We start from the raw sequence: 25,030 nt of genomic DNA, 5'->3' as shown, positions 1-25,030 counted from the left end.
GGCTCATACTTTGCACGACCGGCACCTTCTCCAACTGCTCCCCGAAGTCACTTCAGGCGTTACTGCACTCCTCGGTCAGAGTGAAACAATAGGTATAAAATACAGGCCTGTTTCTGGTGGCCACCTGGAGAACAGCCCCTGCGGCTGCCTCCGCCTTCATCGTCTCACCCAGTGCCCACCCTACCACTTTTCTGTAGGCCAAGTCCACTTCAAGCTAGCCTTCCCTGGTCCTGATACAGGTGAGATCTCAGCCTCACTTCTTTGCCGGTCTTAGCGCCCGGAACTCTCTTGCCACGAGAATTCCCAAGACGAATTCTATGACGGAATGAGGTAGTATAAACCTGGATCAATATCCACTATAAAGTATCACCCCAAATGGTGTAACCTTAAACCTGCGAAAGAAAATAGTTCATCCATTCCAGTCGCATTCACCCCTGTTGGTACACGATGCCATACAGGCACCAAAGCATAGTGAAACTGACCAGAAACCGGCTGTTAAATAATAGTAAGTTAATTAGTGGTTGATACAGCCTTAATATAGCCGACCTACTTTTGCAAGCATCAAAATCAGGTTCAATTTATAAAAAACATCGCTGATCTTATTTTGAATAGTGCTCAATGATACACTCCAAGGAAGTACTATTTGATGGTGTTTAAACATTCGGGCCAAAAGTCAATCAAACCCTACTTTACCAAAACCTCTGCACCGGAATTTCAAGGGTGTTAAAGGAAAAATTCAACCTTATTTTATCAAAACTATCTCTTACTTAACTATCAGGAAATGAAAAAATTATTTACTGGATGTATGGTGTTGCTTGCAATACTAATTTCTTCCTACTTACCTTCTTACGGACAAGGTAATGAAGCAACAATCATTGGGAGAGTTACCGAAGTAAAAGCGGGACCTATTATTGGTGCTAGGGTTTTGGTCAGAAATGAATCTACCGGGTTTCAAGCCGGTACTGTAACCGACGTAAACGGGGACTACATTATTAAACAGCTGCCTTTAGGCTCGCCTTATTCCATTACCGTATCTTATATAGGTTTTGGTGAACAAAAGAAATCCGGTTATGCCCTCAACCTAGGGGACCAACTGCGGCTAAATTTTCAACTAGAAAGTAGCTCTACTGATCTGCAGATGGTTGAGGTTTCAGGAAATGCTTTAAAAAATACCGTACCAAACTTAGGTGCTTCTACTCCTGTTACCGCCAGAGATATTGCCAAATTACCTGTTAACGGCCGGAATTTCACCTCATTAATAGATCTTTCGCCCTTAAGCAATGGAACGAGTTTGAGCGGCCAACTGGCCTCATCAACTAATTTTACTGTTGACGGCATGACGTCGCGCGGTACAATTGCAGGTGGTGGTACTTCGAGTGCTTACTCTATTTCCATGGAAGCGATTCGGGAGTTTAAGGTGGCAACCAATGAATATGATGTGACGATGGGTCGCAGTGGGGGCGGTACCATTAGCACAGTAACCAAATCTGGTACAAACAAACTGTCAGGAAGCGCATTCAACTTCACACGTACCGATTGGCTGTCGAGCCCTTACGATTTAAGAGGAAATAAAAGACTACAAGATTTCTCCACTAACCAATATGGATTTTCATTGGGTGGACCTATCATAAAAGATAAAGCGCATTTCTTTGTTGCATGGGACCATCAGGCCGACTCTCGACCGGTTTATATTGGCAATATTCAATCGCCCGCAGATGAAGCTGCTAACCGTGTAACGCAAGAAACATTGGATAGATTTCTGGATATTGCCCGGTCAAAATACGGTGTTTCTAACAATCCGCAGTTTGGTCAATTCGGGAAACAGAAAGGAACAGACGCCTTTTTTGCAAAAATCGATTGGCAGTTGAACTCCAAGAATCTGCTGACTGTGCGAAACAACTTGGTTCGCGAAAATGATATGTTATCGGAAGGCGACAACTCCGGTATTAATGCCCTGGAATCGTACATCGACCGGAAGAAGTTTGACAACAGTTTAATGCTGTCACTGCGAACCAGCCTGAACCCTAGAATAACGAATGAACTGAAAGTACAGCATTTCCACCAATATGAAGCCGTAATTCCAAGCCCGGAACTTCCTGCTGCCGGTATCCCGCGTGCGATTGTTGAAAACGTAGAATCTATTGCAGGCCCAAATACTTACTATAACTCCATTCAGATTGGTGGCCAACGTTTTTCTCCGGAATGGTTTAAAGGCGACGTATTACAGTTGGTAGACAATTTATATTATAGTACTGGTAATTTCCATTTTACTTTTGGCTTCGATCTGATGTACAACCGGATGCATTCTCTTTACGGAAGTGAAATGAATGGCCGTTTTTACTTCACCGGTCTTGAAAACTTCAACAACCAGACACCATACCGTTATGCCAGAGAAATCAACCTGCTGGAGGATCCTAGCAACGTGGTAAATTCTTTGAGTTCAGGAGCATACGCTCAAATGGAAACCAAACTGGCGCATGGTTTGGATGTGACAGCCGGTTTGCGACTGGACGACACCCGTTACCTGAATAAAGCTAATTTCAGCCAAGTGGTTTATGATGAACTTGGTATACGTACTGATAATGTAATCAAAACTACCCAGTTGCAGCCCCGCGTACAGTTTACCTGGGACGTGAATGAGGAGCGCAAAAACATCATCCGTTTCGGAGCTGGTGTTTTTGGTTCGGCTCTAAACCCTTACTCCATGATCAACAACATGTTGTTTGACGGTACCAGGGTGGCTTCCGTTGAAATTCGGGGCCCCTTAGTACCAGCGCCAAACTTTCCTGGGTACCGCGAAAACCCAGCCACCGCACCAGGTGCCGAGTTGTTTAACATTTCCGGCGTTGAAAGATTATTGACTATTAACACCAATAGCAAAGATACTAAGGTACCGGTTATTTATAAAACAAACTTTTCCCTCAACCACTTTTTCAACGACAACTTGCGGGTAGGTATAAGTGGATTTGCATCCTGGGCTCGTAACAACTACATGTATGTTGACCGCAATATGGTGGAAGAGCCATATTTCAGGATTGAAGCAGAAGGAAATCGTGGCGTTTATGTCCCAGCTTCGACCATAGATACCGAGAACGGGGCTACTAACTGGCTGAACAGCCGCCAAACCACCCAGGTAGGGCGTGTGCTGGAGTTGAACAGTGAAGGAAAGAAAAACCAGTACGCCTTAGTGATAGATGGAACCTACCGATATTTCAGAGACGGACAGATTACGGCTTCGTATACCTGGAACGACTCTAGAGACAATACCTCTTACAATGGAAACGTAGCCAACACAGCTACTTTAGCTTTGATGGTAAATGACGACCCCAGAGACTTAAGTCGGATGAATTATGCCGATAACCATTTCCGCAACAAGGTGGTAATCTATGGTACGGCACCAAGCGTTTGGGGCACCACGTTCAGTCTGCGCTATTCAGGTATTGGTGGAACACGCTATTCAATGGCTGTAAACGGCAACATGAACGGAGATTTTGTTTCTTCAAATGACCTGGCCTACATCTACGATGTTAATAATCCTGAAGTGCCGGAATATCTGCGCACAGGAATTCAGGCCATCCTTGACAATCCGAATGCTGAGCAAAGCGTTAAAGATTATATTCGTCGTAATATGGGTCAAATGGCAGAACGCAACGGCGGTATCAATGAATTTTACGGAGCATTTGACGTAAGGCTTGCCAAGCGTTTCAAAATAAGCGGCGATCATGGCATGGAATTTTCAGTTGATGTTTTCAACGTGGGAAATCTACTGAACAGGAAGTGGGGTGTCGGACACAATCTTAATAAGCAAAACCTGTATACCATTACAGGTTTTGACCCTACCACTGAACAATTCAAATACAACGTAAACAGATCGGCTGGTGTATCCGGCCTAAATGGTAATCCTTACCAGATACAGATAGGAGCCCGTTATTCTTTCTAAAATATTATTTTATAAAAACAGAAGAGCCGCTATACAGCGGCTCTTCTGTTTTTATTTCCAGCTGTAATTAAAAACGATACGCACATCATACAGAACCTTCATGAAGTTGTTGATTCAAATATGTTGAAAAAGAAAATTCAACCTTTTTAGCATGATGAAAAACAACAGGATTTTTTGAAATATATTCTTTTATGTTCCACCTGGCATTGGACTTACTAAACACTACTATTTAATTGTCATAAGGCCTTTTTTAATCACCGTTAAAATAGACAGCTTGCATTTGGATTTGAAATGTTTTACTGCAGACTTTTATCAGGCAGCTACTACTTTTTGTAGAATAGATTTTTATGCTGACTAGGAGTTAGATTGCCAAGAGCTTATCCTTTTCCTGTTGTGGGAGCTACCGATGTACCTGAAAACAGCCAGCCTTTCGTGGTACTGATGTAGGTGAGATCATAAACCCTCTTCCTGCCACCTTAGCGCCTGAAATTCTCTTGCTAGGAGGCTCTCAGCTACTACCAGCTCCTGTAACGTTTAGCTTGCATGGGCAGTAAAACAGCCACCTATTTTATAACCAACAACATCGAAGCTTTTTTAGGTGCCAGATTCAACACTTTAGAGCTTAAACCGCTCTAGACCTTACCATACCACATACTTGTTTATCAGCTTATTCATCACGGCCACCAAGGCTACTCTCTCTGCTTTTCCGGCCGCCACCATCCGCTCATACAGCACCCGGCAAGCCCGGCTGTAAACTTTGGCCTTCATGGAACATAGGTACAGCGAACCCGTTGCAACAGGTGCCTCTCTTCCACAGTTTTATAATTAAACTAACTAACTTAAAAACGTAGTATAAAGGTAGTGCCCTTGCCTAGTGTCGATTGAGCTGAAATAGTGCCTTTGTGCAGGCGCATGATTTGCCTTGATAAGCTAAGGCCAATGCCGGAGCCGCTTTTTTTAGTGGTGTAAAACGGAATAAAGATCTTGGACATCGCTTCATTTGTCATGCCGGTGCCATTGTCAGCTACTTCTATGCTAATGCGGCTGCGCTCGTCTACATACGCTTTTACGCTTACCAGCTTCTCGGCTTGCTCGTGCGTGGCTTCCATGGCATTTTTTACCAGGTTTATGAGCACTTGCTCCACCATTGTGCGGTCGGCTGTGAGAAGAAGGTTCTGAGACCCCACCTCCAGGTCAAAGTGTATTTGCTGGTTTGCCAATTGCTCGCGCAGCAGAATTTTCAGTTCTTTTAGCAAATCCCCTACATTAAATAGCTGTAGCTGCGGTTGCTTTACCGCTGTTAAGTTCCGGAAGTCGCTTACAAAATGAATAAGGCCTTCGCTGCGCCTGCTGATCGTTTGCAGGCACATCCCAATTTCTATAAGCTCCTCTTTGAGCAGGGTAATTTCTGTGGCAGCCGTATCGGTATAGCTGTTCACCTCTTCGCCTGCACTCGCCGCTAATGAGGAGATAGGCGTTACAGAGTTCATAATTTCGTGAGTGAGCACCTTTATCAGATTATACCAGGCCTCCATCTCCTTTTCCTCCAGTTCCGGCTGTATGTTCTGCACCGATGCCAGCCGGATGGTGTTGCCCAACATAGAGAGCTCCATCACATGAACCGACAAATGCACTAGCTCCCCCTCCTGCCGCACCTGCAACAAAACCTTGTCGCCGTGTGCCAGATCCAGGAAGCCAGTAGTTTGCTCCTTACTTACAGGCTCTACCTGCAGGTCCTGCACCTGGCGTGCCTGGTTGGCCTGCAGCAATTTTTTGGCCGCATTGTTCATCAGCAGAATAGTGCCATTTGGCTGATAGGTAATAATGCCTGTGCCGATGTGCTGCACAATAGCCTCGTAGTACTGCAGGTTAGCTTCCTTCTCAGCCCGAACCTCCCGGAATTTTCGCATCACCTCGTTTAACTTTACTGAAAGCTCGGCTTCAATTTTTCCTTCTCCGGCAGCCTTAAACTGCTCCGAAAAATCATCGAACTGGATGGCATTCAGGAAGCGAAGCACCTGCCGATTGGTTTTTTCCTGAAACCGGATCAGCAGCACCCCCTGCAGCAAAATAAAAAGAACGAGACCAATGTAGGTGCTGCGATACGCCTGTGTAAATTCCATCGTCGCCAACACATATACCGATACCAGTAGCAGCAGCAGGCGCAATAAGAGTTGCAGCCGAAAGTTCTTAAAGAGCATACTTTTCTAACCTTCTGTACAGCGCGCCCCTCGATAACCCTAGCTCTTTGGCTGCTTTCGAAATGTTTCCGTCGTGTTTTTGCATTGCCCGCTGCACCGCCTCACGCTCCAAGTCGTCGAGACTTTGAATTTCGGCTGGCGCTTCGACCACAGCGGTCTCGGGGGTATTATGATGACCTTCTTCGGGCAGAAAAAAGAAGTCTTCGGGTTGTAACTCGCGGTTGTCGCTAAGAATGGAAGCACGCTCCAGAGCATGTTGCAGTTCCCGCACGTTGCCAGGCCAACTGTAGCGCTGTAGTTTTTGCAGTGCCGCCTGCGAAAGCACCTTGTGCGGCTGCCGGTACTTCCGGGCGTAGGTGTTCAGAAAATGGTCTGCAAATAAAGGCAGATCATCGGTTCGGTCGCGAAGAGGTGGCAGGTTTAACTCCACAGTGTTAATGCGGTATAAAAGGTCCTGCCGGAACTCCTGGCGGCGAACCATCTCGCGCAGAGGCATGTTTGTGGCGCAGATCAGGCGCACATTTACTGGTATAGGCTTGTTGGTCCCAACCCTAATCACTTCGCGACGCTGCAAAACAGTAAGCAGTTTCGCCTGCAGTGAGGGCGAAAGATTTCCTATTTCGTCTAGGAAAAGTGTTCCGCCGTTTGCTGCCTCAATACGGCCAACACGATCGTCTTTGGCATCGGTAAAAGCGCCCTTTTTATGGCCAAAGAGTTCACTTTCGAAAAGGCTTTCTGTTATTGCGCCCATGTCTACGGTTACAAATATTTTGTCGGCCCTGGAGGAGCGCTCGTGTATCGTACGGGCTATAACTTCTTTTCCGGTGCCGTTTTCGCCAAGCAGCAGGATATCAGCATCGGTCTTAGCCACTTTATCTATTAGCGTAAACAGCTGGCGCATGGCAGCGCTCTGCCCGGTTATAATAGGTGCCGCTGTACTCAGCTCTGCTACCAGTGTCTTGTTTACCTCCTTCAGCTGGTTTACCTCTTTCAAGGAATGCCGAAGTTTAGAGGCGGCTGTAAGGGTGGCTAAAAGTTTCTCGTTCTGCCAGGGCTTCAAAACAAAATCGGTGGCACCTTCTTTTAGAGCCCGCACCGCCATCTCCACATCGCCAAAAGCAGTAATCATTATCACCACGGCCGAGGGGTCGTATTTCAATATCTCCTTGAGCCAATAATAGCCTTCCTGTCCGCTTGTAATATCATGGCTGAAGTTCATGTCCAGCAGGATAATATCAAACTCTTGATTCGACACCAGAAAAGGAATTTTTTTAGGATTCTTCTCCATCACCACCTCAGTGGCGAATTTTCGGAGCAGCATTTTCGAGGAGAAAAGAATGTCTTCGTTATCATCGATAACCAGAATACGCCCGAGGCTTTTTTCTTCCATGGCTCTTTAATAAAGATTAAATTGTGAGGTTTAGTATCCTTTACCTGTTTATGCTGAAAGACACTTTACAAGACCGCGTAATTTGCAGCCCCTTCTGTTTGGCTTCACCCCAGTTAGAAAGTATTTAATGTGGGAATATAATCTTCTGATGTCGCGACTCCCTCTCTACTTCTTTCATATTCTCCTGGCTCAGCCCGATTAGTCTTTTCTGCCTTTATCATTGCCGCATCCTTCAGAAAATATTGTGCCAGGCTAATTCTTCTCTAATTTAAAAATATTTCAATTAAAATCCACTGTTATACTGTTCACTATCGGACAATGTGTGTTCAGCTCTGGACAATTAATTGCTTTAAGAATGGCTGTGATTAGGAGCTTTGGCAGTTTTGCATACTGGCACAGCTCTTGGCATAGGTATAGTAGCTTAGTTTGGTAGCAGATATATATGATTCGCCGTTGTACAAAATAAATCTATGAAAAACATTGTCATCCAAGCATCTCAGCTGGAAAAAAAATACATGACAGATACCGTAGAAACCACCGCACTTACCGGTGTGGAAATGCAGATTGCACATGGAGACTTTGTGGCTATCATGGGGCCGTCTGGCTGCGGGAAGAGTACGTTACTCAATATACTCGGCCTGCTCGATATGCCCACTGGCGGGAAGCTTTGCTTTTTAGGAGAAGATGTGACGAAGGCTCCAGAACGCAAACGAGCTAACCTGCGCAGGCAGCACCTGGGTTTTATTTTCCAGAGTTTTAACCTAATAGATGAGCTGACCGTGCAGGAGAATATTGAGTTGCCTTTATTTTACCAGGGTGTACCCAAAGCCGAAATCAAAATAAGGGTGCAGGAAGCGATGCAGCGTGTTGGTATCGCGCATCGTCACGCTCATTTCCCACAACAATTGTCAGGGGGGCAGCAGCAACGAGTAGCCATTGCGCGCGCCGTGGTTGCCAAACCCAGCCTAATTCTGGCCGACGAGCCTACTGGTAACCTTGATTCGCAGCATGGTCGCGAAGTTATGCTCCTGCTCTCTGAGCTGAATACCCAAGGTGCCACTATTGTGATGGTTACCCACTCCTCTTCAGATGCAGAATATGCGCATCGGATAATCAACCTTTTCGATGGGCAGGTGGTTACCGAACGCAACACCAGTCCGCTGGCTCTTGTGTAATTCCGGAGTTTAATCATCGCTGATCATGCTGAAGACCTATTTCCTTACTGCCTTGCGCTCCCTGCTCCGAAACCAGAGCTACACTTTTCTCAACATCCTGGGGCTGGCTTTAGGCATCACCTGCAGCATCCTTATTTTCCTGGTGGTTAAGTTTGAGCTGAGCTACGACAATTTCCATGAAAACAGAACACAAACTTATCGAATAGGTATTCACACCAATGAAGACGGCACAGAAGGCGTACAAGCCTCTATGCCGGTTCCTATTACCGATATTCTACGCCAGAACAACCCTGGCATTAGTTTGATTACACAAGTTTTTGGAGAAGAAGACGGTCAGATTTCGGTGCCGGCGCAGGGGAATTTGCCGGCCAGGCATTACCGGGAGCTTAGCCCCATAGGCTTTGTAGAGCCTGAATTCTTCCGAATGTTTAGCTTCGATACCGGGAATGGCAGCTTTGTGGAACGGCTTCGGGAGCCCAACACCATGGTGCTAACCCAATCGCTTGCCGATAAGTATTTCCCAAACGAGGAAGCAGTAGGCCAGATTCTAAGGCTCAACAACAAGCTCACGCTGCAGGTGGTGGGAGTTATTCCGGATTTACCTAAAAATACTAGTTTCCCTTTTTGCCTGTTTATTTCTTATATTACTGTAAAAGATTTTTCACACTACGATATAACAAAGTGGGGCACCGTTGTCAGCCATCAGAACCTGTACGTCATGTTGCCTGCCAACGCAGATCCGGTGGCAATGGAGGCCAAAATAAATAAGGTAATTGTGCCGCATGTACCAGAGAAGCATAACGACCTCAAGAGCTTTTTCTTACAACCCCTGAGTGACCTGCACCACAATCCTGATCTGTTTAACTACGCTGATCGGGTAGTGCCAATGGAGGTAATCTGGGCCATGGGGCTTATTGGCATTTTACTTATTGTAGCGGCTTGCATTAACTTTATAAATCTGGCTACAGCACAGGCCATTAAACGCTCCAAAGAGGTAGGAATGCGCAAAGTCCTGGGGTGCAGCTTTGGCCAGATCATGTTGCAATTCCTGGGCGAAACGTTCCTTATCACACTCACAGCTACGCTAATCTCCATTGTTCTTACGGAGCTTTCGCTTCCTTTCCTGAACCAGCTGCTGGTGCTGCAAATAACGTTCAGTTTTCTCTCAGATCCTCTTCTGCTGCTCTTCTTTGCCGTTTTAACTATTCTGGTTACGCTAGTGTCTGGTTTGTACCCGGCCTTTCTTCTGGCTAAGTTTCAACCAATAGCCGCTCTAAAAAGTCGTATGGGCACACAGCAGGTGGCAGGTCTATCGCTACGGAGGGCACTGGTAGTGCTGCAGTTCACTATATGCCAGGTGCTCATTATCTGCACGCTTGTAGTCAGTGAGCAGATGAACTACTTCCGCAATAAACCGCTTGGTTTTAATAAAGATGCTATCGTGCTGCTGCGTCTACAGATGGGCAATGCCGATAAGCTGATGGCCTATAAAGCTGAACTTACTAACAAACCATTTATAAAAGGTGTAAGCTTTACCCTAACCCCTCCGGCATCGTATATCACTGCCGAAACAGGATTTCGTTTTAATGGGTCTGCAGAAAACATGCCTTTCCGGTCGCACACCAAATACGCCGACGAACATTATTTTGAGCTGTTTGGTATTTCTTTCGTTGCCGGCCGCAATTTCGTTAAAAGCGATACAATCCGGGAATTCGTTATTAATGAGACCATGCGCCGCAAACTTAACTTTAAAGATCCAGACGAGGCACTTGGCAGCAAACTGAGCCTCAGCGGTAAAGAAGGGCCCATTGTTGGTGTTGTACGTGATTTTCATCAGAGTTCATTACATTCCACTATTGAGCCTGCTATTATTACAAGTCATCGCGATTCTTATTTTAATATGGCCGCTAAAATAGACATGAGCCAACCCGAAGTAGCTATCCGGCATCTGGAAAAAGTGTGGAGCAAAGCCTACCCCGACGATGTTTTTAATTACGAGTTTTATGATGAGACCTTTGCCCGCTTTTACCAAGAGGAGACCCGGCAGCAAGCCTTGTTCAAAGTGTTTTCCTTTATAGCCATCCTGATTGGCTGCCTTGGTTTGTATGGCCTCATCTCGTTTATGTCGGCACAGCGTACTAAAGAGATTGGCGTACGAAAAGTGTTAGGAGCATCTGTATTCGATATTGCATTTCTGTTTTCCAAAGAGTTTGTTAAGCTGGTTTTGCTAGCTTTTCTAATAGCTGCTCCTATAGCCTATTATCTTATGCACAAGTGGCTGGAAGATTTCACCTATCGTATCGAAATCAACTATGGCGCCTTTTTGGTGGCAGGTATCACGACTTTGCTGGTAGCTCTAATTACGATGAGTTCCAAAGCCATTCAGGCAGCAATGGCCGATCCGGTGCAATCGTTAAAAGCGGAGTGAGTATATTTTTAAGAAATCTTAATTTTTTCTTTTTAAAAATGAGACACTTACGTAAGCCACCCCATTTTATCTGTAAAATTTTAGCGTTAGGTGTTTGGTATTTAAAATGGACCCTCTATATTTGCAACACAATACGACACAATGGTCCGTTCGTCTAGGGGTTAGGACTTCAGATTTTCATTCTGGCAACAGGGGTTCGATTCCCCTACGGACTACCAAGAGGGAAAAGTTAGTTTCGCAACTACTTTTCCCTCTTTCTTTTTGACCCATTTTCTGCGAAATCTCGCTGGCAAGGCTGAAAAAAGAGTTGACGCGGGTGGTTCGATAAGCCTCTTTTTCACGGTCATATTGCACCCCTTCCGGAAACACCAACGCTTGCAGCCTCCTCCGCTTTGCTGCATCCCCCTTAGTCCATGAAGATGAGAGGCTTAGCATCATTTTCAGCCCGTTCCCCAGCAGCATTTTGTGGTTCGATAAAGGACTTGACAGTTTTTCCAGGTTAGCTGCCAGTTCCTGCAACGCTGCCTTCAGTTCTGTACTGAACTTTTGGTATATCTCCCGTTCAATTTCTTCATAAGCATATCGCCGCTCCAATCTTTCCAGCTTCTTTGTTAGCTCCGTTTGCTGCAGCTTTAGCCGCTTCTCTTCCTGCTCGTGGTCCTGGCTGAGCTTGTTGAACACCTGGCTCATCATCTCCTGTACCTGTGGCAAGAGGATGGGGTCAATCTGGTACTGCTTTAGCAAATCCTGATAAAGCTCATGCATCTTTCCGGCATTGCGGTTGAGGCAGCAGCCTTTGGTGTTGCACTTGTAGTAGTGGATGCCTTTCTTTTTCATCTCATAGCCCGTGAGTGGCTTATGGCAGGCCCCACACTGGATGTGGTGACGCAGCGGCAGTTGCGCATCTTCCTTTACCTGGGTGTAGCCGTGGGCATTCTGCGCCTGCAGGCCGTTCACCTGCAAGAAAACTTCTCTGGATATAAGCGGTTCATGCTTGCCCACTACCACTTCTCCTTCTGCCAGCAGTCCATGAGAAATAAGGCCACAGTAAAAAGGATTGCGGAATATTTTGGTAAGTGTCTGGTTGTAGAGCGTGAGCCCCTGCGCCTTTAGCCTTTTGATGATGTCGGTGTTACTCAAGCCCTGTTCAGCCTTTAGCTGGAAAGCCAGGCGAATGAGTTTACCGGTTTTGTTTGGCTTGATCACCTGCTCGCCGTTCAGCTTGTATTGGTCATATCCCATCGGTGCCTTTCCAGGAAGATAACCTTTGCGCACCTTAGCCTCCATGCCTGCCATACACTTTTCCCTGCGCTGGTCGTTGTCGAACTGCGAAAAAAGGAACTGGATGCCCTGCTGCAGCTTACCAGAAGCTGTCATGGCGTCTACTGGCTGTGTGACGGCAACAATAGAGATTCCCAGCTGAGAAAGCTGGTCAGCTATATAAATGGCATTCGAGCCGGAACGGGAAAAGCGGTCGTGGCTGTAGACGATGATATAGTCTATGCGTTGCTTGCTCATCTTTACAAAGTCGAGCATCTTATTAAACTCCTTCCGCTCATCTGTCTTGGCACTCTCATAAGTACCGCCAAAGGAAGCAACCACATCATAGCTGTGGCGCTCGGCATAGATGCTGCACCGCTCCAGCTGCGTTTCAAGACTTTGGTTTGTCTCGGCTTGTTCCTTGGTAGAAACGCGGGTATAGATAACAGCTCTTTTGCCTCTTTCGCGGGTACGGCCATTCTTTTTCTTGCCATGTTGCAAGGAAGCAAAGATGCTCAGATCCTTGTTGCTTTGTGTTGCTAACCTGTTGCTTTGTGTTGCTTTCTGTTGCTTCATCGTCTTATTTTATCTCTGCTACGGTGGTTGCTTTTTGTTTTTGTCCCAAGCCCAAGTTTTAAGCAGCAATAGCGGGCGCCAACACTATTTGCTGTTATTTTGCTTCTTCTGCTACCAGTTCGTGCAGCAGGCAGGATAGTTGAAGCATTTGCGCTACTATATCTTCTGCTTCCGCTGTTGTTAGGCGGCTGTATCCTGGCGTCTCCAGAAGTTTTGCCACATGATAGGCATTCAGCTGCTCATCTTGTTTTACCAGCTTGTAAAGTCCTTCTTCCGGTTGCTCCTCTGCTGATGCGGAAGTATCTTTTACCTGTTGAATGAGTCCCTGGACTTGTTGCTTATTAGTGCTTTGCTTGTTGCTACGTGTTTTTGTTTGTTGTTTTAATTTAGTTTCCACGGAATGATGAGGTTCCGCAGCTGCCTGGCTTATCCAGTGGAGTTGCCTTTTTTGTATCCTGGCCTGAGGCTTTCAGTGCCTTTTTAGTTGTTGCGCTTTGTTGCCAACTGCTTTCTGCCTCCTGCAGCATGTTGCTTTATGTTGTCTGGGGGCTAGCATAGGGCGTTTTTACTGTTGCTTCACGTTGCCTTCTGTTGCTTCTGCCGTTAAGGCTTTTTAAACAGCTATAAACTTAAGAGCAGACTGTTTCTATTTTAGTTAACTACTGCCTTACTGCAGACGTCTTCTTTTACTGCGTTCAGAGAGCACTACTTCGCCTCTGTTTGTTTTTAAGTTGACATTCGTATGGCCCCTGAGCTTGAGAACTTCCACTATCTGGCGCATTGTTTCCACATCGAGCTCCTCCTCCTGCTTGGTTACCAGGTCCATGTGCCGCTCACCTCCTTTGTCCACAAACAGGATCGTCACTTCCTTGGCTTTCTTGTCGCGGATAGCACGCAGCACTTCCCACTCTTGCGGAGTTGGCAGATCCAGGTCTTGTACCTTTTTGTGGATCGTACTGTTTATCCGGAAAGCAGCTACTTCTTCCGTCATAGAAAGGTATAGATGTGTCTGGTTTGGTCTTTCCTCGCCCGAGGCTTCTGACCAAAGTTTAAAGGTGCCTGTTGGGAAAATAATGACTCCTGTCTCATCGGGAATCATCAACTGGTAGAGTAACAGCATTTCCAGGAGCGGCATTGCTGTGCCAGACAGGTGCGCAAAAGGGTGCTCTGCTTCCAGCTCATCGAGTATTTCTTCCCGCTGCTCCTCGGGCAATTGCAAATCTTCTACGACCTGGCGTATTATGGCAATCACTTCCGTGTTGCCAGAGGATAAGAAGCTGGCGACGTCCATTTCCTTGAACAGGTACTTCTTTAGCGGCCGGATGTAGCCCAGCGGGCAGCCCAGCGAGCGCAGCCTGTCAATCATGCGCACCCAGATAAAGTCCGGGAAAGAAAGCAGGTTCTTCTTGCCTTCTGGTATGCTGAAAGGCAGCAGTCCCGCCCGGTGCCAGTCGTGGAAGCGCTTGGGTGCTATGCCCGTCTCTCGCACGGAGAAGATACTGCTATGAAAGCGCTCCTGTAACGCTGCAGCCTCTTCTGGATTTTGCAGGCTAATGGAAGTGAAAAGAGTCGCTTGTAGAGTCGTCTCTACTAATTCTATGGCTGGTTCTTGTGTCATTTTTTGTTTGTTACCTAAAGGTAATAAAATATTCAGAAGATCGTACGGCAATTTTTCTTTAGTTTTCCTTTCTTTTCAGTTGATCAAAAGTGTTGGGTAAGATGGGTAAGCAAACTTTGACAAAAAACTTACCCGCTCTGAATGGGCGGCAGTGCGTAGGCAGGAAAAGCCGCTGGGATAGGCTACAGCGGCTTTTTTCCTATTCCTGCCTGCTGCTTTAGGGCTGGGTAAGCTCTTTTTCTTTTTTACCCGAACTTTGCTTACCCATCTTACCCGCTTTTAGTGGCTCGTTATTGTTAGAATGGAGGAACTACATCTGGTGCATAGATAGGTAGCTGACTGTTGTTAGAATCTACCTGGTCATAAGTCAGCTCCCGCACCAGATAGCCGTAGCTGCTACCTCGCTTTTTCCGCTCAAAGCCATGCTTACGCAGAGCCTTGCCCAGCTTATTGGCGCTGGCGTCACTGACATTGATCTTTGCCTTCTCCGCCAACTTGGCCACTAGCTGCGAGGTAGTTAGGAACAGGCAGGCTTGGCCTGCTTCGGCTTTCACAAACCAAGTGAGTAAGAGCTCTTCCTCTACACAGAGTACCTGAAAACGCTCGTTGCTGGAGGTAATGAGCTTGATCTCTTCTTTGTCGAACCAGAAGCGGAAGCCTTCCTTGTAAAGGTGCAGTGCCTGCGCATAGGCCATCTCCAGGTTTGCCTGGTGCTGGTAGTCAATGTCTGTTACCTCAAAGCAAAGAAAGCGCCTGCTACCGGTGGTGTCGTTGAGAAACTGCGCTGTGTTCACCGAGCCTCCAAAGCTTGCCCGGCGGGGCATCTTCTCGTGGTGGTGTCCATAGGCTTTGCGTACTTTTATCTCGCTCTTGGTCACCATCTCCTTCAGGGCTCCGATCTCACTGCGGTTGAGATTCTCCAGCTCATCAAGGTTGATGAGCATGTTTTCCGAGAGTTGCTGCAGCGTATCTTTGTTGCTAGGGTTAATCTCGCCCGAGTAGAGGTATTCTTTCAGCTCCGCAGGTACTAGGCTCAATACCCAGGTTGTTTTGCCCAGCCCCTGCCCGCCGCTAAGTACAATAACAGTATGATTGACTACCTGCTCATTCAGCACACCGGCTGTCATGGCCACAAACCACTTCTTAAAGCACAGCTGCCATTGCACAGCATCAGTGGTGGTGATGGTGGCAGCCAGTTGCGCGATGTAATCAGTCGCTGTGTCCCAGGGAGGCAGGCTTTTGAAGTAGGCCTTAAACGGATCGTAAAGCGGACAAAAGTCAGATGAAAGTAAAAAGCGTAGCTCTGCCTGGCTTACCCGCACCTGGGCCTTTTTCAGTTCGCGCAGCATCGTACTTTCGGCTCTGTCGGTCAGCGCTTTCCACTTTGCCTTTTCACTTGTTCTGTACTCCGTTCTGCTCGTGACGCTATTGAATCGGAAGCTATAGCGATCCAGCAGGAACGCTTCTATCTTGTCGATTTGGGTGCCGCCGACTGATTCTTCCCTAGTGGGAAGAAGGTTGTTGTCAGCAGCTTCAGACACTGTTACTTTTTGTTGCCTGTGTGGTGCTGATACTGGCTGTTGCTTTTTGTTGCTAGAGGCCCGAAAGGCAAGCGAGGCATGTTCCTCCAAGTTACTGTAGGCACTTTTTACAGCAGCGGTGACTTCCTGCTCGTTGTAATTGTAGTCAGTGCTCACGAATTGGAGCGACTCATCCTGTGACATGCCGTAGCGGTTGAGGTTACAAGCCAGCTGGTGCACAAAGTTATTGCGGCTTCCCTCCGTAAAGGTGTACCTGCGCTCGGTCAGCAGTACACATTGCTTGTATAAATCCTGTGCATCATGTAGTAATATGCCTTGATTCTGGTTGTTGCTTGTAGTATGCTGCCCTATGTTGCCTGCATGAGCAACAATAGGCAACACAGGCTCAATAGGGAAAATAAGCGCAGAATCGTTTAGATATAGATCGCTGTCATAGGAAACAAAGCACAGGCGTGTCACGTCACTGCCGGACTCATCTATCTTTAGCCCCAGCAGACTAGCATAGTACGCCTTTACTTGACTGTATGCCTGCTTATGCTCTTGGACTGCACTGGATACGCACACAAGTATTTTCAAGCCGTTACCGGACGGACTGGTGAAGGCGGCATAGGTATAAGGTTCCTTGCTTGCCCGCTCTTTTGCTGCAGATAGTTCGTCAACATGGAGCTTGTCCAGGTCCAGCACCACCAAATTAGCGTAGTGCTGCAGGTGCTCCATTTTGCGGCCGCCCAGGAACTCTCCACAGGGTGTGAAGGCAGGCAGGTTCTTTTTTGCCCGCTCGTACTCCTGCATTCTTTCTTCTTGAAGGAATAGGCGTACCTGTTCTACCTGCTGTTTGTAAGTACCGCTTTTGATACTTTGGAGAATCTGTCCGATTGGCTGATTCTCCTGTACTTGGTTAAAGTTTTTAAATAAACTAACTGTAGGGATCATGTTGTGGCACACTCTGAGGAGGGTGCTACATGTGATGTGCTTGTAGCGCTACTGGGCTGCAGTATCCGCACCTTCGCATTACTAGTTTGTCGTTTTTGCAGGGCTGCTGCGCGTCGAAGCTTAATGATGCATTTAATAATTGCTTCAAGCATTCCCCACACTGGGAAAAGATAAAAATATTCCATTGTTTATATTATAAATGTTGAACAATGGCCAAAACAAGTAATAAAAAAGCACCTTATTTTTTTACCATATGAAATAAATCATTTACCATATACTTTTATGCGTTTTGCCATAATCTATTGTTGCTGGCAAGATCAAAGTGTTTTACGAAGTACATCTAACCTACTGTTTTTCAGCTTTTCGAATGTAACTGGCATAAGATTAATCATTCTGTCACGTAAACCCTTGTTGTGTGTATGTTTCCCATACTTCTGAAAAAAACGCTTTATCATATCTTTCAGATATTCACCGCTTACAATTGTCTTTAGCAGTTTGTCTCCTGGGATAACAGCCATTTCGCCTGTTCCGCTAAACCAAGATCGCATAAACAAATCAAAGTCATAGGGATCCATATTCTGATCTTTATTTTTATCCTCAAAAAGAAGCTCATCTTCAAACCAAAACTGTATATACGCCACTGGGATAGGATTACCTCTTGCATCCATAACTGTAATTCTCTCATCAAGCTTCTGTAGGCCGCCTGCAATGTTGAAGTCAATTTTTTTAGACTCAAGCCAGCCCTTTGCAACAGGTTTTATTTTTCTTCTAAACCATTCAAGCGTTACTGGATCAAGGTTCTCATGCCACAGCTCTTTGTAAGTCCACTTAATAAAGTTTAGATAAAAGGCTGACTGACCCTTGAAAGCTGCTTCATGGTAACTGAGGAATGCATACTTCTTTTCAAAATCAAATTCTGTACTTCCAAGAAAAGAAGCATATTTACTGATCAATTCTTCTCTTATACTGTTATTATCTTCGGCATAAGCATTCTCTTCTTTGTCTAATATTAATTGGTAAGGACTGCTTGCCCTGCTTTTCTGGAATGTATGCGACAGGTATTTTTCAATATGCATTTTATAATTGTATTCTTAAAAGGTTATTCTGCAGATGTAGTTTCAAAGATATACAGCCTTAGTGGTATTATAATTATATGAATAGTTTCAATCTAGAGAAAGAGAATTGAAAGGTTGAATATTTGGTTCATTTGAATGAATTTTGATGTTTTCAATCAATAACAGCTGTATTTTCTTTATACTTTTAAAGCCATGTTTGAGATAGGTAAAATTTATAAGCGCAGCACGCTGCATGACCAATTTGGGGGCAACAGACAAGGAGGAATAGCCAATTGTTCTAACCATCCTTACATTTGTATATTTACTGGTAAAGCTGGTGAAGCGCATGGCTAGGAGGATGGATGGGATGAAAACAATTACTTTTCTTATACAGGGGAAGGTCAATCTGGAGATATGACCTTTACAAAAGGCAATAAAACTCTTCTAATTTTGTTAATTGGTGCGGAGAGAAAGAAATTAAGCTGCACTACACGTAGCCTGGCAAGCCGATGCAAAATGGCTACATCGAGCGCTTCAACGGGAGTTATCGAAAGAACAAACTGGACGCTTACCTATTTCTTGAGCTGGGGAAGGGCAGGGAGCTAACCCAGAAATGGATACAGGAGTACAACACCAGGTGGTCTTATGAGGCGCTGGGTAATCGGACACCAAGTGAGTGGCCACTGAAAAGCAGAAGTGGTAGTAAGCAAAGAAAAACACCTCAGTTAAACTGTCCAAAAAATGGACCACTTACAATAACAGTTTATAAATGCTTTTTCTTAAGCTACTGTAAGCTGCTCCGTAAGCTACCGTAAGCTTGCTACCGTAGGTGATCGTAAGGTCTCCGTAGTCATTTGTAATAGGTTCTTAAATACTAAACAGTAGCATTTGATAGAGGAAGCAGTAACTATTGCTGTTTTATGGATGCCCATGTAGCCACAGCGCCAGTTATTGCCACTTCCTAACCCCGATTTGTTCCACAATAGCCATATTTTAAAAACCAGCCTACTAATGAATTATCTGAAATAAGTAGATTTTTCCTGCTTCCTTCCTAATTTTAGTTGCTGCAGCAAAAAAGTAACTGGATAAGTAAGGCCATAAAAGGAACAGAGACACACTTTCCAATTTAATAAATCTATGGCTTAGGTGAAGTTATGCCTAACGGACCGCATGTATACCAAGCCTACTGCGAAGCATGGGTTTGGTATACATTGTGTTGGCAAACGTTATATTTTAATGGCTATATAACCAATAGACTCTTTCATTATTTTTCTCAGCATTTTTACAGAAATCAATAACCTTATCTATAATCGCTGCAAATTTCTCGAAGCGAGTTGTCTTTTCAAGAAAGTATTTTTTGTTATTAATTATAATCTCTTCTGAATAATTTATCCATATACTAATTTCTGCTGGTTCCATTGGGTAATTGACAATTTCAACTTTATCAGTCACATTATAATAAAAAGAATCTCCTTTTATCCAACATCTGCTTTCATTTATGATTAAATCGGTAATTAAACCTTCTTTTTTCATTCTTTCAAAATCAATATCAATTTCGAAAGCTAAAGAGTCTCGATTGTTATCTAAGTACCTTTTAACTTTTTCAAGTACAATTCTCAGCTTAACAGGATTTACTAGCTTTACAGATTCATCTTCAAACTCTTCATAATATGGAGCTTTGAGTAATTTAACCTCTAATTCATTAAGGAAAGGCTCTCTGCCTTCCCAAATCGCACCGCGTGTTATTTCAAAATAAAAATCACGTCCAAGAAATGGCGCTAATTCCTTATCATCATATTTGTCGCTTTCTAAACTTATATGAATTTCCGCTCCCATTTATCTTTTAATGTTTTCCAACGGTCTGGTATAGCAGATTGCGAGGCGTAAGCCGAAGGATGACTGCTATACTTTGTTGGAAACTTTATTTCTTTGTTTCAAGCTATTGGCTCTTCAATGTCTTTTGGCAGCTGTCTTTTTATTTCAGAGAACTCAACCACTTTAAGTTCATAAACTAAGCTTTCAAGACTCTCAACTAAAATTTGATCAATGCCTTCTGGAATATCCATACCTGAATCGTTGTACTGCTTACAAGCAATCTCTATCAGTTCTCTAACTGTAATTTGACCTGTAGCATCCAGATAGATTTCTTGAGACCAAAAGTCAAATGTTATCATTGTTGGCTTTCCATCCACATTTTTAGGTAGATAAATTTCTTCTTTGTTCAGCCAACCCCAAGGATTTGTCCGGATAAAAAATAGATCTTTATTTTTATAATTCTGAATGAAATTTAATTCAGGCTTTGCAGGCTTTTGCTTTTTAAAGAGATTTCCCAGCATTTCTATAAATTTAATATTCTTTCCAACGGTATTCGTACATGAGGTTAGCAAGGCGTAGCCGCTTAGCTTATGTGCAGGGTTACCTGCTGGTTTTCTTATACTCCTTGATTAGGTATACCCCTGCAACTACTGGAATCAGTGTTATGAAAATTAAGCCAATTGAGCTTCCTAAATGAGCTTCAGAGAATCCATTTCTAAATAGAATAAGACCCAGTATGAGTCCTAAAATCACTAGTCCATAGCCCCATTGCATACTATTTTTTGCTTCCCATTTATTTTCTGATTCTTTATTTCTTTTTAGTCCTTTTATCAAAGCTAATTTCAATTCAGAATAATTGATGTAACTCGATGATGATATTTTAAATCTTATGTCATCACCAAACAAGACTAAGTCCTCCCATTCCATATGTGAAAGCTTATTTTTAAGGGTCGCATTTTCTTTTTCAATGGCAGAATAAGACTTAAATTTTTTTAATGTTATCACTTTTTTTGGTTTTCCAAACAAAGAATTTATAATCAATTCATTAGGAGTCACAATCAAGACATCAAAGTTTAAAGCACTATAAACACTATATGCTCCCAATAATAAAAAAGGAAGTCCGAAAATAAGGGATGCTAAATTTCCATTTAATACAATGTAAATTCCGCACATAGCAGCTCCAGCCCCTCCAATTAGACCTATAATGAATGTAGAAATTTTAATCTTTGACTTTAACACTATTAATTCTTTTAACTTGCAGGTAACGGTGTGGTACAGGCTGTGAACGAGGCGTAGCCGAGTATGGAGCCTGTGCAGGGTTACCCGAAGTAGTTCTATTCTTTTTCAAACACTACCAGGGTATGTTCTTCCCCTTCCAACTCTTCATCAATTATTTTAGAGATTGTCTTCCAGTCGCCACCTGCAAGACCAGCTCCGATAGCAGGGTATGCTATTCTTAATCCAGAGAAGGTCTCTTTTACTTTTCTGAATGCTGAACGTATAGCTTCATAATCTGCCTTTACCCCTTTACCTCTCCAGTCATACTGCGTGTAGGCATTTACAATTTTCAGTTTTTTACCGTTCACAGTTACTTCTGCGCTCCTGATGGAGCCAAGCTTTGACTTGTCGCCTTTGACTGTTGCTAAATCAGCCTTATACGCTTCAGGAAACTCTTGCTTTATAGTTTTAGCTATCCCTGCTCCCATAGTGCAAAAGCAATTACAGCCATGAATGATAAGGTCAAATTCATTTCTCAAAGCTTTCTTTACTAAGTCTCCTTTAACTGTTTTCATGAATTCTATTAAGGGTAACGTTACTCGTGCAGCCGATGGGCGAGGCGTAGCCAAGCATAAGGGCTGAACTTTGTTGTGCATCGATTTTCTTCAATAACAGTGCAATACAAAGAGCGTTTCTTCAGTATGTTTTAAAATTTCTCCAGATTTTGGATTTATATTAAGGATCTCTACATCAGAAGAGCACTTCTCTTCTTTGAGCGTATTTACTACTGCCCAATAGTACTTCTTTTCTTTAACATCATACTCTAAATACCTCCTCGGCTTCTCTTTTGCTACCTTTAAATTCTGCTTGTTTATAATACTATCAATTTGTTCAACACCTAACCAATCAGATTCTCTGCCTTCCATCAGAAAATCAGGGATTCTCTCCAAGTTAATTTTAGATTCTAAACTTAAATCAGATGTTAGAGGAACAGTAACAGTAGTAGGATGTGGAAATTCAGGATGTTTTAAAATAAACCTTATATTTTTCCCGTTCACAAAGTCACCTTTTGTTTTGCTGCCCCTGTTTATACTTCTCCAATTCTTTCTTCCTAATCTGGTTTTGTACTCGTAATCAGAATTTGGATCAAGCTCAAAGTATTTAAATAGCTCATCACCTACAGCCAATTTCAAATATGATTCAGCTTTTCCAATTACTTCCTTTGTCTGATAACTCTGTGATTTAACAGATCCAGAAAGAAAAGTTAACAACAATATAAATAGCAGCTTTTTCATCTTTCAATTGTTGCACAACGTGCTCGTGCTATAATGTGGGGAGGCGTAGCCGAACCTAAATTATGCACCTTGTTATGCAGTTTTATTCTTAGTTACACCTTCTTTTCTTTCAGATATTTCCCTTATTGCTGCTTCCAGTTTAGGTAAGTCGTTTTCGTTTGTTCTGAACTTAATTTCGTGAACTGTTCTTCCTTTGTGAAGAATCATCTTATCGTAGCTGAACTGGAAAAGCATATCAGCCTGCCACCAGATTTCTTTTTGGGTTTTGTCCTTGTCTTCTCTGATGACTTCTACTTTGTCCACATGATTCAAGTCATGTTCTTCTTTAAAAAGGAATGGTCTTAGAAAGTAGAACTTAGCTACTCCGTTTTCCAGATGTACCACGCTGTCGTAGTAGCTAACCCACACATGCAGTATAAGCCCTGAAAGGATACCCAAACCAATCGCTAATAGAGTATTTTCTAAGAAGTATTCAAATAGTAGAGTTAGAACAACTACTTTGAGAATCAAAGAATATGCATTAGCTGGTATACCTGTTTTTACCATTTCATAAATTCTAATACTGCATAACGGACTCGTGTAAAAAACGTGCTAGGCCGTCGGCCGTGGCATGATTTTTACACAATGTTAGGTGCTGATTTTTTACTTTTCATAAACAGTATCTATAGTACCGTCTTTCTTGTAGTAGGTTGAACGGACATACTCCCCATTCTCATATTCTGTCCTATAGTGTAAAGTCCCGTTATCATAATATACTTCGGAATGACCGTGAAGCAATCCATTGTCAGAGTACCTGTTTATTTCCCTAGCTTTCCCTTTCTTGAAGTAAGTCCAAATGCCAATTGGTTTTCCATTACGCAACTCACCCTTAACTTCTTCATTCACTACTTCCCCAGAATATGAGCTATACTTTTTTAAAAATTTCTTGTCTGCAATAACTTCCAAGCGGTTCGCTGGATTGGCATTTAGTAATTTGCTTCGTGAGCAAAGTCCCGTATAATATTTTCCTTTGTTGAATGATGAAAATATAATCCAAGCTTGACCGACTTTGAAATTCAATCCACACGATGCTCCGTCTAGCCCCGTTGTAACTGTTATTGTGTCAGCCTCTATATTCCCTTTATAAAACTTTTTGATTTTGAATCTGACTTTCTTTTCCCAAGCTTCTTTATTTTCAGTTATTGAAACCACTTCTCCCTTAAAAACTAATTCATACCAATTGTACTGCCGAAAGCTCATGTCCTTATAGTATTCGCACGAACATGCTTTAGCGTTGCTCCAAATGAATTGAAGGAATAATATGATTAAAACAGCTTTTATGAATTTCATTTTTATAATTTGCACCTAACGGCTCTGCTAAACGACGGCGAGGCCGTCGGCCGAAGGCTGGCGTTTAGGTTTTGTTGGCAAGCGAATTTCTTATACAGTAATTTCTATTAATCCAAAGACGACATTATCACCGTACTTTGCCTGTGCTTCTGCTTTATTTAAGAACTTAACCTTTATTACTTGTTCAGCTTTCAGCTTGCTTAGCTGGCTCCGTCTGTCTGTATAGTTAGCAGTAAGCTTTCCATTTATTGCAATTGGAATCTTATACTTGGTTCCAATCTGCTGTACCTGCTCATGTACTTGTCTGTAGATATAGTTCTCTATGTTGAGGTCAACGGACGATTTGACCATCACACATTGGCTGTTGCTGAAACCAAGCTTTTCTAACTTTTCTTGGCTTACCGCCTTTTCAAAATGAGCAAGCTTGTCGGGGGTACTCTCATTGGGAGATGAAATCAATCCATCAATCACATGGATGCAGTCTTTGTTATTCATGTTTACTTCCAATACTTTTTGGGAGTAAACAAGGGTACAGGCAGTGAAAATGAACGAACAGGTGATGAAGAATTTAATTTTCATAGTTAATTTTTTAATGATTTAATTGTTTGCCAACGTCTCGTGTATACCTTGTGCGAGGCCATCAGCCGAAGCATAGGGTATAAACCTTGTTGTGCTAAGCTTTGCTTTTTTAAGCGTCCGCCTGCATGTACACCCTTAAAGCTTCTTTAGTCTTTACATTCATTTCGACTGTAATCCTTGGTCCGAAACGAGTTTCCCCAGCAGGACGAAACTCAATTTGATAAATTTCTGGCTCTACAGAGGAATTACTGTAGCCAACTATTTCATATTCCTTTATTTCTGTCTGATTAAACGGGAAGCTATATAGGTCTGCTGGGAAATTCTTTTCTCTTTCTTTCTTGGGCTTCTTCATGTTCCTAACTGAACGATGGATAGCTTCAACTGCCGCTTGTGTTACATCCTTATCCCATGGATAATTTAGCTCTTGCTGGCTTTGATGAATGGCTGAATATTCAGAAGGATTCTTTTCATTCCCCACAGATGAGCAGGAAGAAACAGAGAGAATCATTATTGAAATGTAAATCAGCATTTTCATCAATTTAAGTTAAGCACAACGGTACTCGTGCAGCCGATGGGCGAGGCGGAGCCAACCATAAAGGCTGAACTTGGTTGTGCGGAGATATATTATTTTAATGCTTTGCTTAATTGAATATAATTTTCTGATTCAATGAAGTTAA

General features: G+C 43.6%; 21 protein-coding genes and 1 tRNA gene. 5 read left to right on the top strand and 17 right to left on the bottom strand.

Annotated elements, in window-relative coordinates; all coding sequences use genetic code 11:
• Positions 1–781 precede the first annotated feature (781 nt).
• Entirely contained in the window at positions 782–3,940 is a 3,159-nt protein-coding gene (locus ACMA1I_RS19310; protein ID WP_337070117.1) for a TonB-dependent receptor, read from the top strand.
• A 639-nt stretch (positions 3,941–4,579) separates the two neighbouring features.
• On the opposite strand, the gene ACMA1I_RS19305 is transcribed toward ACMA1I_RS19310, so the two are convergent.
• The 3 genes from ACMA1I_RS19305 to ACMA1I_RS19295 all read right to left on the bottom strand — a co-directional run bounded on the left by ACMA1I_RS19305 (position 4,580) and on the right by ACMA1I_RS19295 (position 7,531).
• Entirely contained in the window at positions 4,580–4,708 is a 129-nt protein-coding gene (locus ACMA1I_RS19305) for a hypothetical protein (RefSeq protein ID WP_337070116.1), read from the bottom strand.
• Between the two features lie 71 nt (positions 4,709–4,779).
• Positions 4,780–6,141: a sensor histidine kinase gene (locus ACMA1I_RS19300; protein ID WP_337070115.1), complete on the bottom strand. Its 1,362-nt coding sequence runs from the start codon at positions 6,139–6,141 to the stop codon at positions 4,780–4,782.
• Positions 6,131–7,531: a sigma-54 dependent transcriptional regulator gene (locus ACMA1I_RS19295; protein WP_337070114.1), complete on the bottom strand. Its 1,401-nt coding sequence runs from the start codon at positions 7,529–7,531 to the stop codon at positions 6,131–6,133. The genes ACMA1I_RS19300 and ACMA1I_RS19295 overlap by 11 nt, the downstream gene beginning before the upstream one ends.
• A gap of 470 nt (positions 7,532–8,001) precedes the next feature.
• On the opposite strand from ACMA1I_RS19295, the gene ACMA1I_RS19290 reads away from it, so the two are divergent.
• From ACMA1I_RS19290 to ACMA1I_RS19280, 3 genes are all read left to right on the top strand, one after another.
• Complete coding sequence (locus ACMA1I_RS19290; protein WP_337070113.1) at positions 8,002–8,706, top strand: ABC transporter ATP-binding protein; 705 nt, start codon at positions 8,002–8,004, stop codon at positions 8,704–8,706.
• A 25-nt stretch (positions 8,707–8,731) separates the two neighbouring features.
• Positions 8,732–11,134, top strand: coding sequence for an ABC transporter permease (locus tag ACMA1I_RS19285; RefSeq protein ID WP_337070111.1), 2,403 nt, complete (start codon positions 8,732–8,734; stop codon positions 11,132–11,134).
• Between the two features lie 143 nt (positions 11,135–11,277).
• A tRNA-Glu gene (locus ACMA1I_RS19280) sits at positions 11,278–11,352 on the top strand.
• On the opposite strand, the gene ACMA1I_RS19275 is transcribed toward ACMA1I_RS19280, so the two are convergent.
• The 5 genes from ACMA1I_RS19275 to ACMA1I_RS19255 all read right to left on the bottom strand — a co-directional run bounded on the left by ACMA1I_RS19275 (position 11,312) and on the right by ACMA1I_RS19255 (position 18,138).
• Complete coding sequence (locus tag ACMA1I_RS19275) at positions 11,312–12,970, bottom strand: recombinase family protein (protein ID WP_414703946.1); 1,659 nt, start codon at positions 12,968–12,970, stop codon at positions 11,312–11,314. The genes ACMA1I_RS19280 and ACMA1I_RS19275 overlap by 41 nt on opposite strands.
• 94 nt (positions 12,971–13,064) lie before the next feature.
• Positions 13,065–13,367: a hypothetical protein gene (locus tag ACMA1I_RS19270; RefSeq protein WP_337070105.1), complete on the bottom strand. Its 303-nt coding sequence runs from the start codon at positions 13,365–13,367 to the stop codon at positions 13,065–13,067.
• Between the two features lie 270 nt (positions 13,368–13,637).
• Positions 13,638–14,588: a hypothetical protein gene (locus ACMA1I_RS19265; RefSeq protein WP_337070103.1), complete on the bottom strand. Its 951-nt coding sequence runs from the start codon at positions 14,586–14,588 to the stop codon at positions 13,638–13,640.
• A 296-nt stretch (positions 14,589–14,884) separates the two neighbouring features.
• Positions 14,885–17,062 (bottom strand): VapE domain-containing protein, encoded by a 2,178-nt coding sequence (locus tag ACMA1I_RS19260; protein WP_337070101.1) that lies wholly within the window; start codon positions 17,060–17,062, stop codon positions 14,885–14,887.
• A 317-nt stretch (positions 17,063–17,379) separates the two neighbouring features.
• Positions 17,380–18,138 (bottom strand): hypothetical protein, encoded by a 759-nt coding sequence (locus ACMA1I_RS19255; protein WP_337070099.1) that lies wholly within the window; start codon positions 18,136–18,138, stop codon positions 17,380–17,382.
• Between the two features lie 488 nt (positions 18,139–18,626).
• On the opposite strand from ACMA1I_RS19255, the gene ACMA1I_RS19250 reads away from it, so the two are divergent.
• Entirely contained in the window at positions 18,627–18,932 is a 306-nt protein-coding gene (locus ACMA1I_RS19250; protein WP_414703945.1) for an integrase core domain-containing protein, read from the top strand.
• Positions 18,933–19,350: 418 nt separating this feature from the next.
• Here ACMA1I_RS19250 and ACMA1I_RS19245 read toward each other — a convergent pair whose 3' ends face one another.
• The 9 genes from ACMA1I_RS19245 to ACMA1I_RS19205 all read right to left on the bottom strand — a co-directional run bounded on the left by ACMA1I_RS19245 (position 19,351) and on the right by ACMA1I_RS19205 (position 24,888).
• Complete coding sequence (locus ACMA1I_RS19245) at positions 19,351–19,953, bottom strand: hypothetical protein (RefSeq protein ID WP_337070097.1); 603 nt, start codon at positions 19,951–19,953, stop codon at positions 19,351–19,353.
• 98 nt (positions 19,954–20,051) lie between these two features.
• The gene (locus tag ACMA1I_RS19240; protein ID WP_337070095.1) at positions 20,052–20,453 is read right to left on the bottom strand and encodes a hypothetical protein; all 402 of its coding nucleotides are present in this window, start codon (positions 20,451–20,453) and stop codon (positions 20,052–20,054) included.
• A gap of 79 nt (positions 20,454–20,532) precedes the next feature.
• A complete protein-coding gene (locus tag ACMA1I_RS19235) occupies positions 20,533–21,171 on the bottom strand; it encodes a hypothetical protein (RefSeq protein WP_337070093.1) in 639 nt (212 codons plus the stop codon).
• Between the two features lie 95 nt (positions 21,172–21,266).
• Complete coding sequence (locus ACMA1I_RS19230) at positions 21,267–21,725, bottom strand: macro domain-containing protein (protein WP_337070091.1); 459 nt, start codon at positions 21,723–21,725, stop codon at positions 21,267–21,269.
• Positions 21,726–21,815: 90 nt separating this feature from the next.
• Positions 21,816–22,445, bottom strand: coding sequence for a hypothetical protein (locus ACMA1I_RS19225; protein ID WP_337070089.1), 630 nt, complete (start codon positions 22,443–22,445; stop codon positions 21,816–21,818).
• Positions 22,446–22,517: 72 nt separating this feature from the next.
• Positions 22,518–22,991, bottom strand: a complete 474-nt coding sequence (locus tag ACMA1I_RS19220; protein ID WP_337070088.1) for a hypothetical protein — start codon at positions 22,989–22,991, stop codon at positions 22,518–22,520.
• Between the two features lie 96 nt (positions 22,992–23,087).
• A complete protein-coding gene (locus ACMA1I_RS19215; protein ID WP_337070087.1) occupies positions 23,088–23,774 on the bottom strand; it encodes a hypothetical protein in 687 nt (228 codons plus the stop codon).
• A 90-nt stretch (positions 23,775–23,864) separates the two neighbouring features.
• Positions 23,865–24,353, bottom strand: coding sequence for a hypothetical protein (locus ACMA1I_RS19210; protein ID WP_337070085.1), 489 nt, complete (start codon positions 24,351–24,353; stop codon positions 23,865–23,867).
• Between the two features lie 109 nt (positions 24,354–24,462).
• A complete protein-coding gene (locus ACMA1I_RS19205) occupies positions 24,463–24,888 on the bottom strand; it encodes a hypothetical protein (protein ID WP_414703944.1) in 426 nt (141 codons plus the stop codon).
• Positions 24,889–25,030: the final 142 nt, after the last annotated feature.

The organism is Pontibacter sp. 13R65 (assembly GCF_047525655.1).
In the GTDB taxonomy this organism is placed as follows: domain Bacteria; phylum Bacteroidota; class Bacteroidia; order Cytophagales; family Hymenobacteraceae; genus Pontibacter.
The sequence above is the reverse complement of the archived record's forward strand: the minus strand, read 5'-3'. Positions and strand labels throughout refer to the sequence as shown.

Bases quoted from the DNA above. Each gene is read 5' to 3' on its own strand.
- ACMA1I_RS19245 (WP_337070097.1), bottom strand. From the start codon at position 19,953: ATGGGAGCGGAAATTCATATAAGTTTAGAAAGCGACAAATATGATGAT.
- ACMA1I_RS19225 (WP_337070089.1), bottom strand. From the start codon at position 22,445: ATGAAAAAGCTGCTATTTATATTGTTGTTAACTTTTCTTTCTGGATCT.
- ACMA1I_RS19260 (WP_337070101.1), bottom strand. From the start codon at position 17,062: ATGATCCCTACAGTTAGTTTATTTAAAAACTTTAACCAAGTACAGGAG.
- ACMA1I_RS19210 (WP_337070085.1), bottom strand. From the start codon at position 24,353: ATGAAAATTAAATTCTTCATCACCTGTTCGTTCATTTTCACTGCCTGT.
- ACMA1I_RS19240 (WP_337070095.1), bottom strand. From the start codon at position 20,453: ATGCTGGGAAATCTCTTTAAAAAGCAAAAGCCTGCAAAGCCTGAATTA.
- ACMA1I_RS19220 (WP_337070088.1), bottom strand. From the start codon at position 22,991: ATGGTAAAAACAGGTATACCAGCTAATGCATATTCTTTGATTCTCAAA.
- ACMA1I_RS19215 (WP_337070087.1), bottom strand. From the start codon at position 23,774: ATGAAATTCATAAAAGCTGTTTTAATCATATTATTCCTTCAATTCATT.
- ACMA1I_RS19290 (WP_337070113.1), top strand. From the start codon at position 8,002: ATGAAAAACATTGTCATCCAAGCATCTCAGCTGGAAAAAAAATACATG.
- ACMA1I_RS19230 (WP_337070091.1), bottom strand. From the start codon at position 21,725: ATGAAAACAGTTAAAGGAGACTTAGTAAAGAAAGCTTTGAGAAATGAA.
- ACMA1I_RS19300 (WP_337070115.1), bottom strand. From the start codon at position 6,141: ATGCTCTTTAAGAACTTTCGGCTGCAACTCTTATTGCGCCTGCTGCTG.
- ACMA1I_RS19295 (WP_337070114.1), bottom strand. From the start codon at position 7,531: ATGGAAGAAAAAAGCCTCGGGCGTATTCTGGTTATCGATGATAACGAA.
- ACMA1I_RS19285 (WP_337070111.1), top strand. From the start codon at position 8,732: ATGCTGAAGACCTATTTCCTTACTGCCTTGCGCTCCCTGCTCCGAAAC.
- ACMA1I_RS19205 (WP_414703944.1), bottom strand. From the start codon at position 24,888: ATGAAAATGCTGATTTACATTTCAATAATGATTCTCTCTGTTTCTTCC.
- ACMA1I_RS19250 (WP_414703945.1), top strand. From the start codon at position 18,627: ATGCAAAATGGCTACATCGAGCGCTTCAACGGGAGTTATCGAAAGAAC.
- ACMA1I_RS19265 (WP_337070103.1), bottom strand. From the start codon at position 14,588: ATGACACAAGAACCAGCCATAGAATTAGTAGAGACGACTCTACAAGCG.
- ACMA1I_RS19310 (WP_337070117.1), top strand. From the start codon at position 782: ATGAAAAAATTATTTACTGGATGTATGGTGTTGCTTGCAATACTAATT.
- ACMA1I_RS19275 (WP_414703946.1), bottom strand. From the start codon at position 12,970: ATGAAGCAACAGAAAGCAACACAAAGCAACAGGTTAGCAACACAAAGC.
- ACMA1I_RS19305 (WP_337070116.1), bottom strand. From the start codon at position 4,708: ATGAAGGCCAAAGTTTACAGCCGGGCTTGCCGGGTGCTGTATGAGCGG.
- ACMA1I_RS19255 (WP_337070099.1), bottom strand. From the start codon at position 18,138: ATGCATATTGAAAAATACCTGTCGCATACATTCCAGAAAAGCAGGGCA.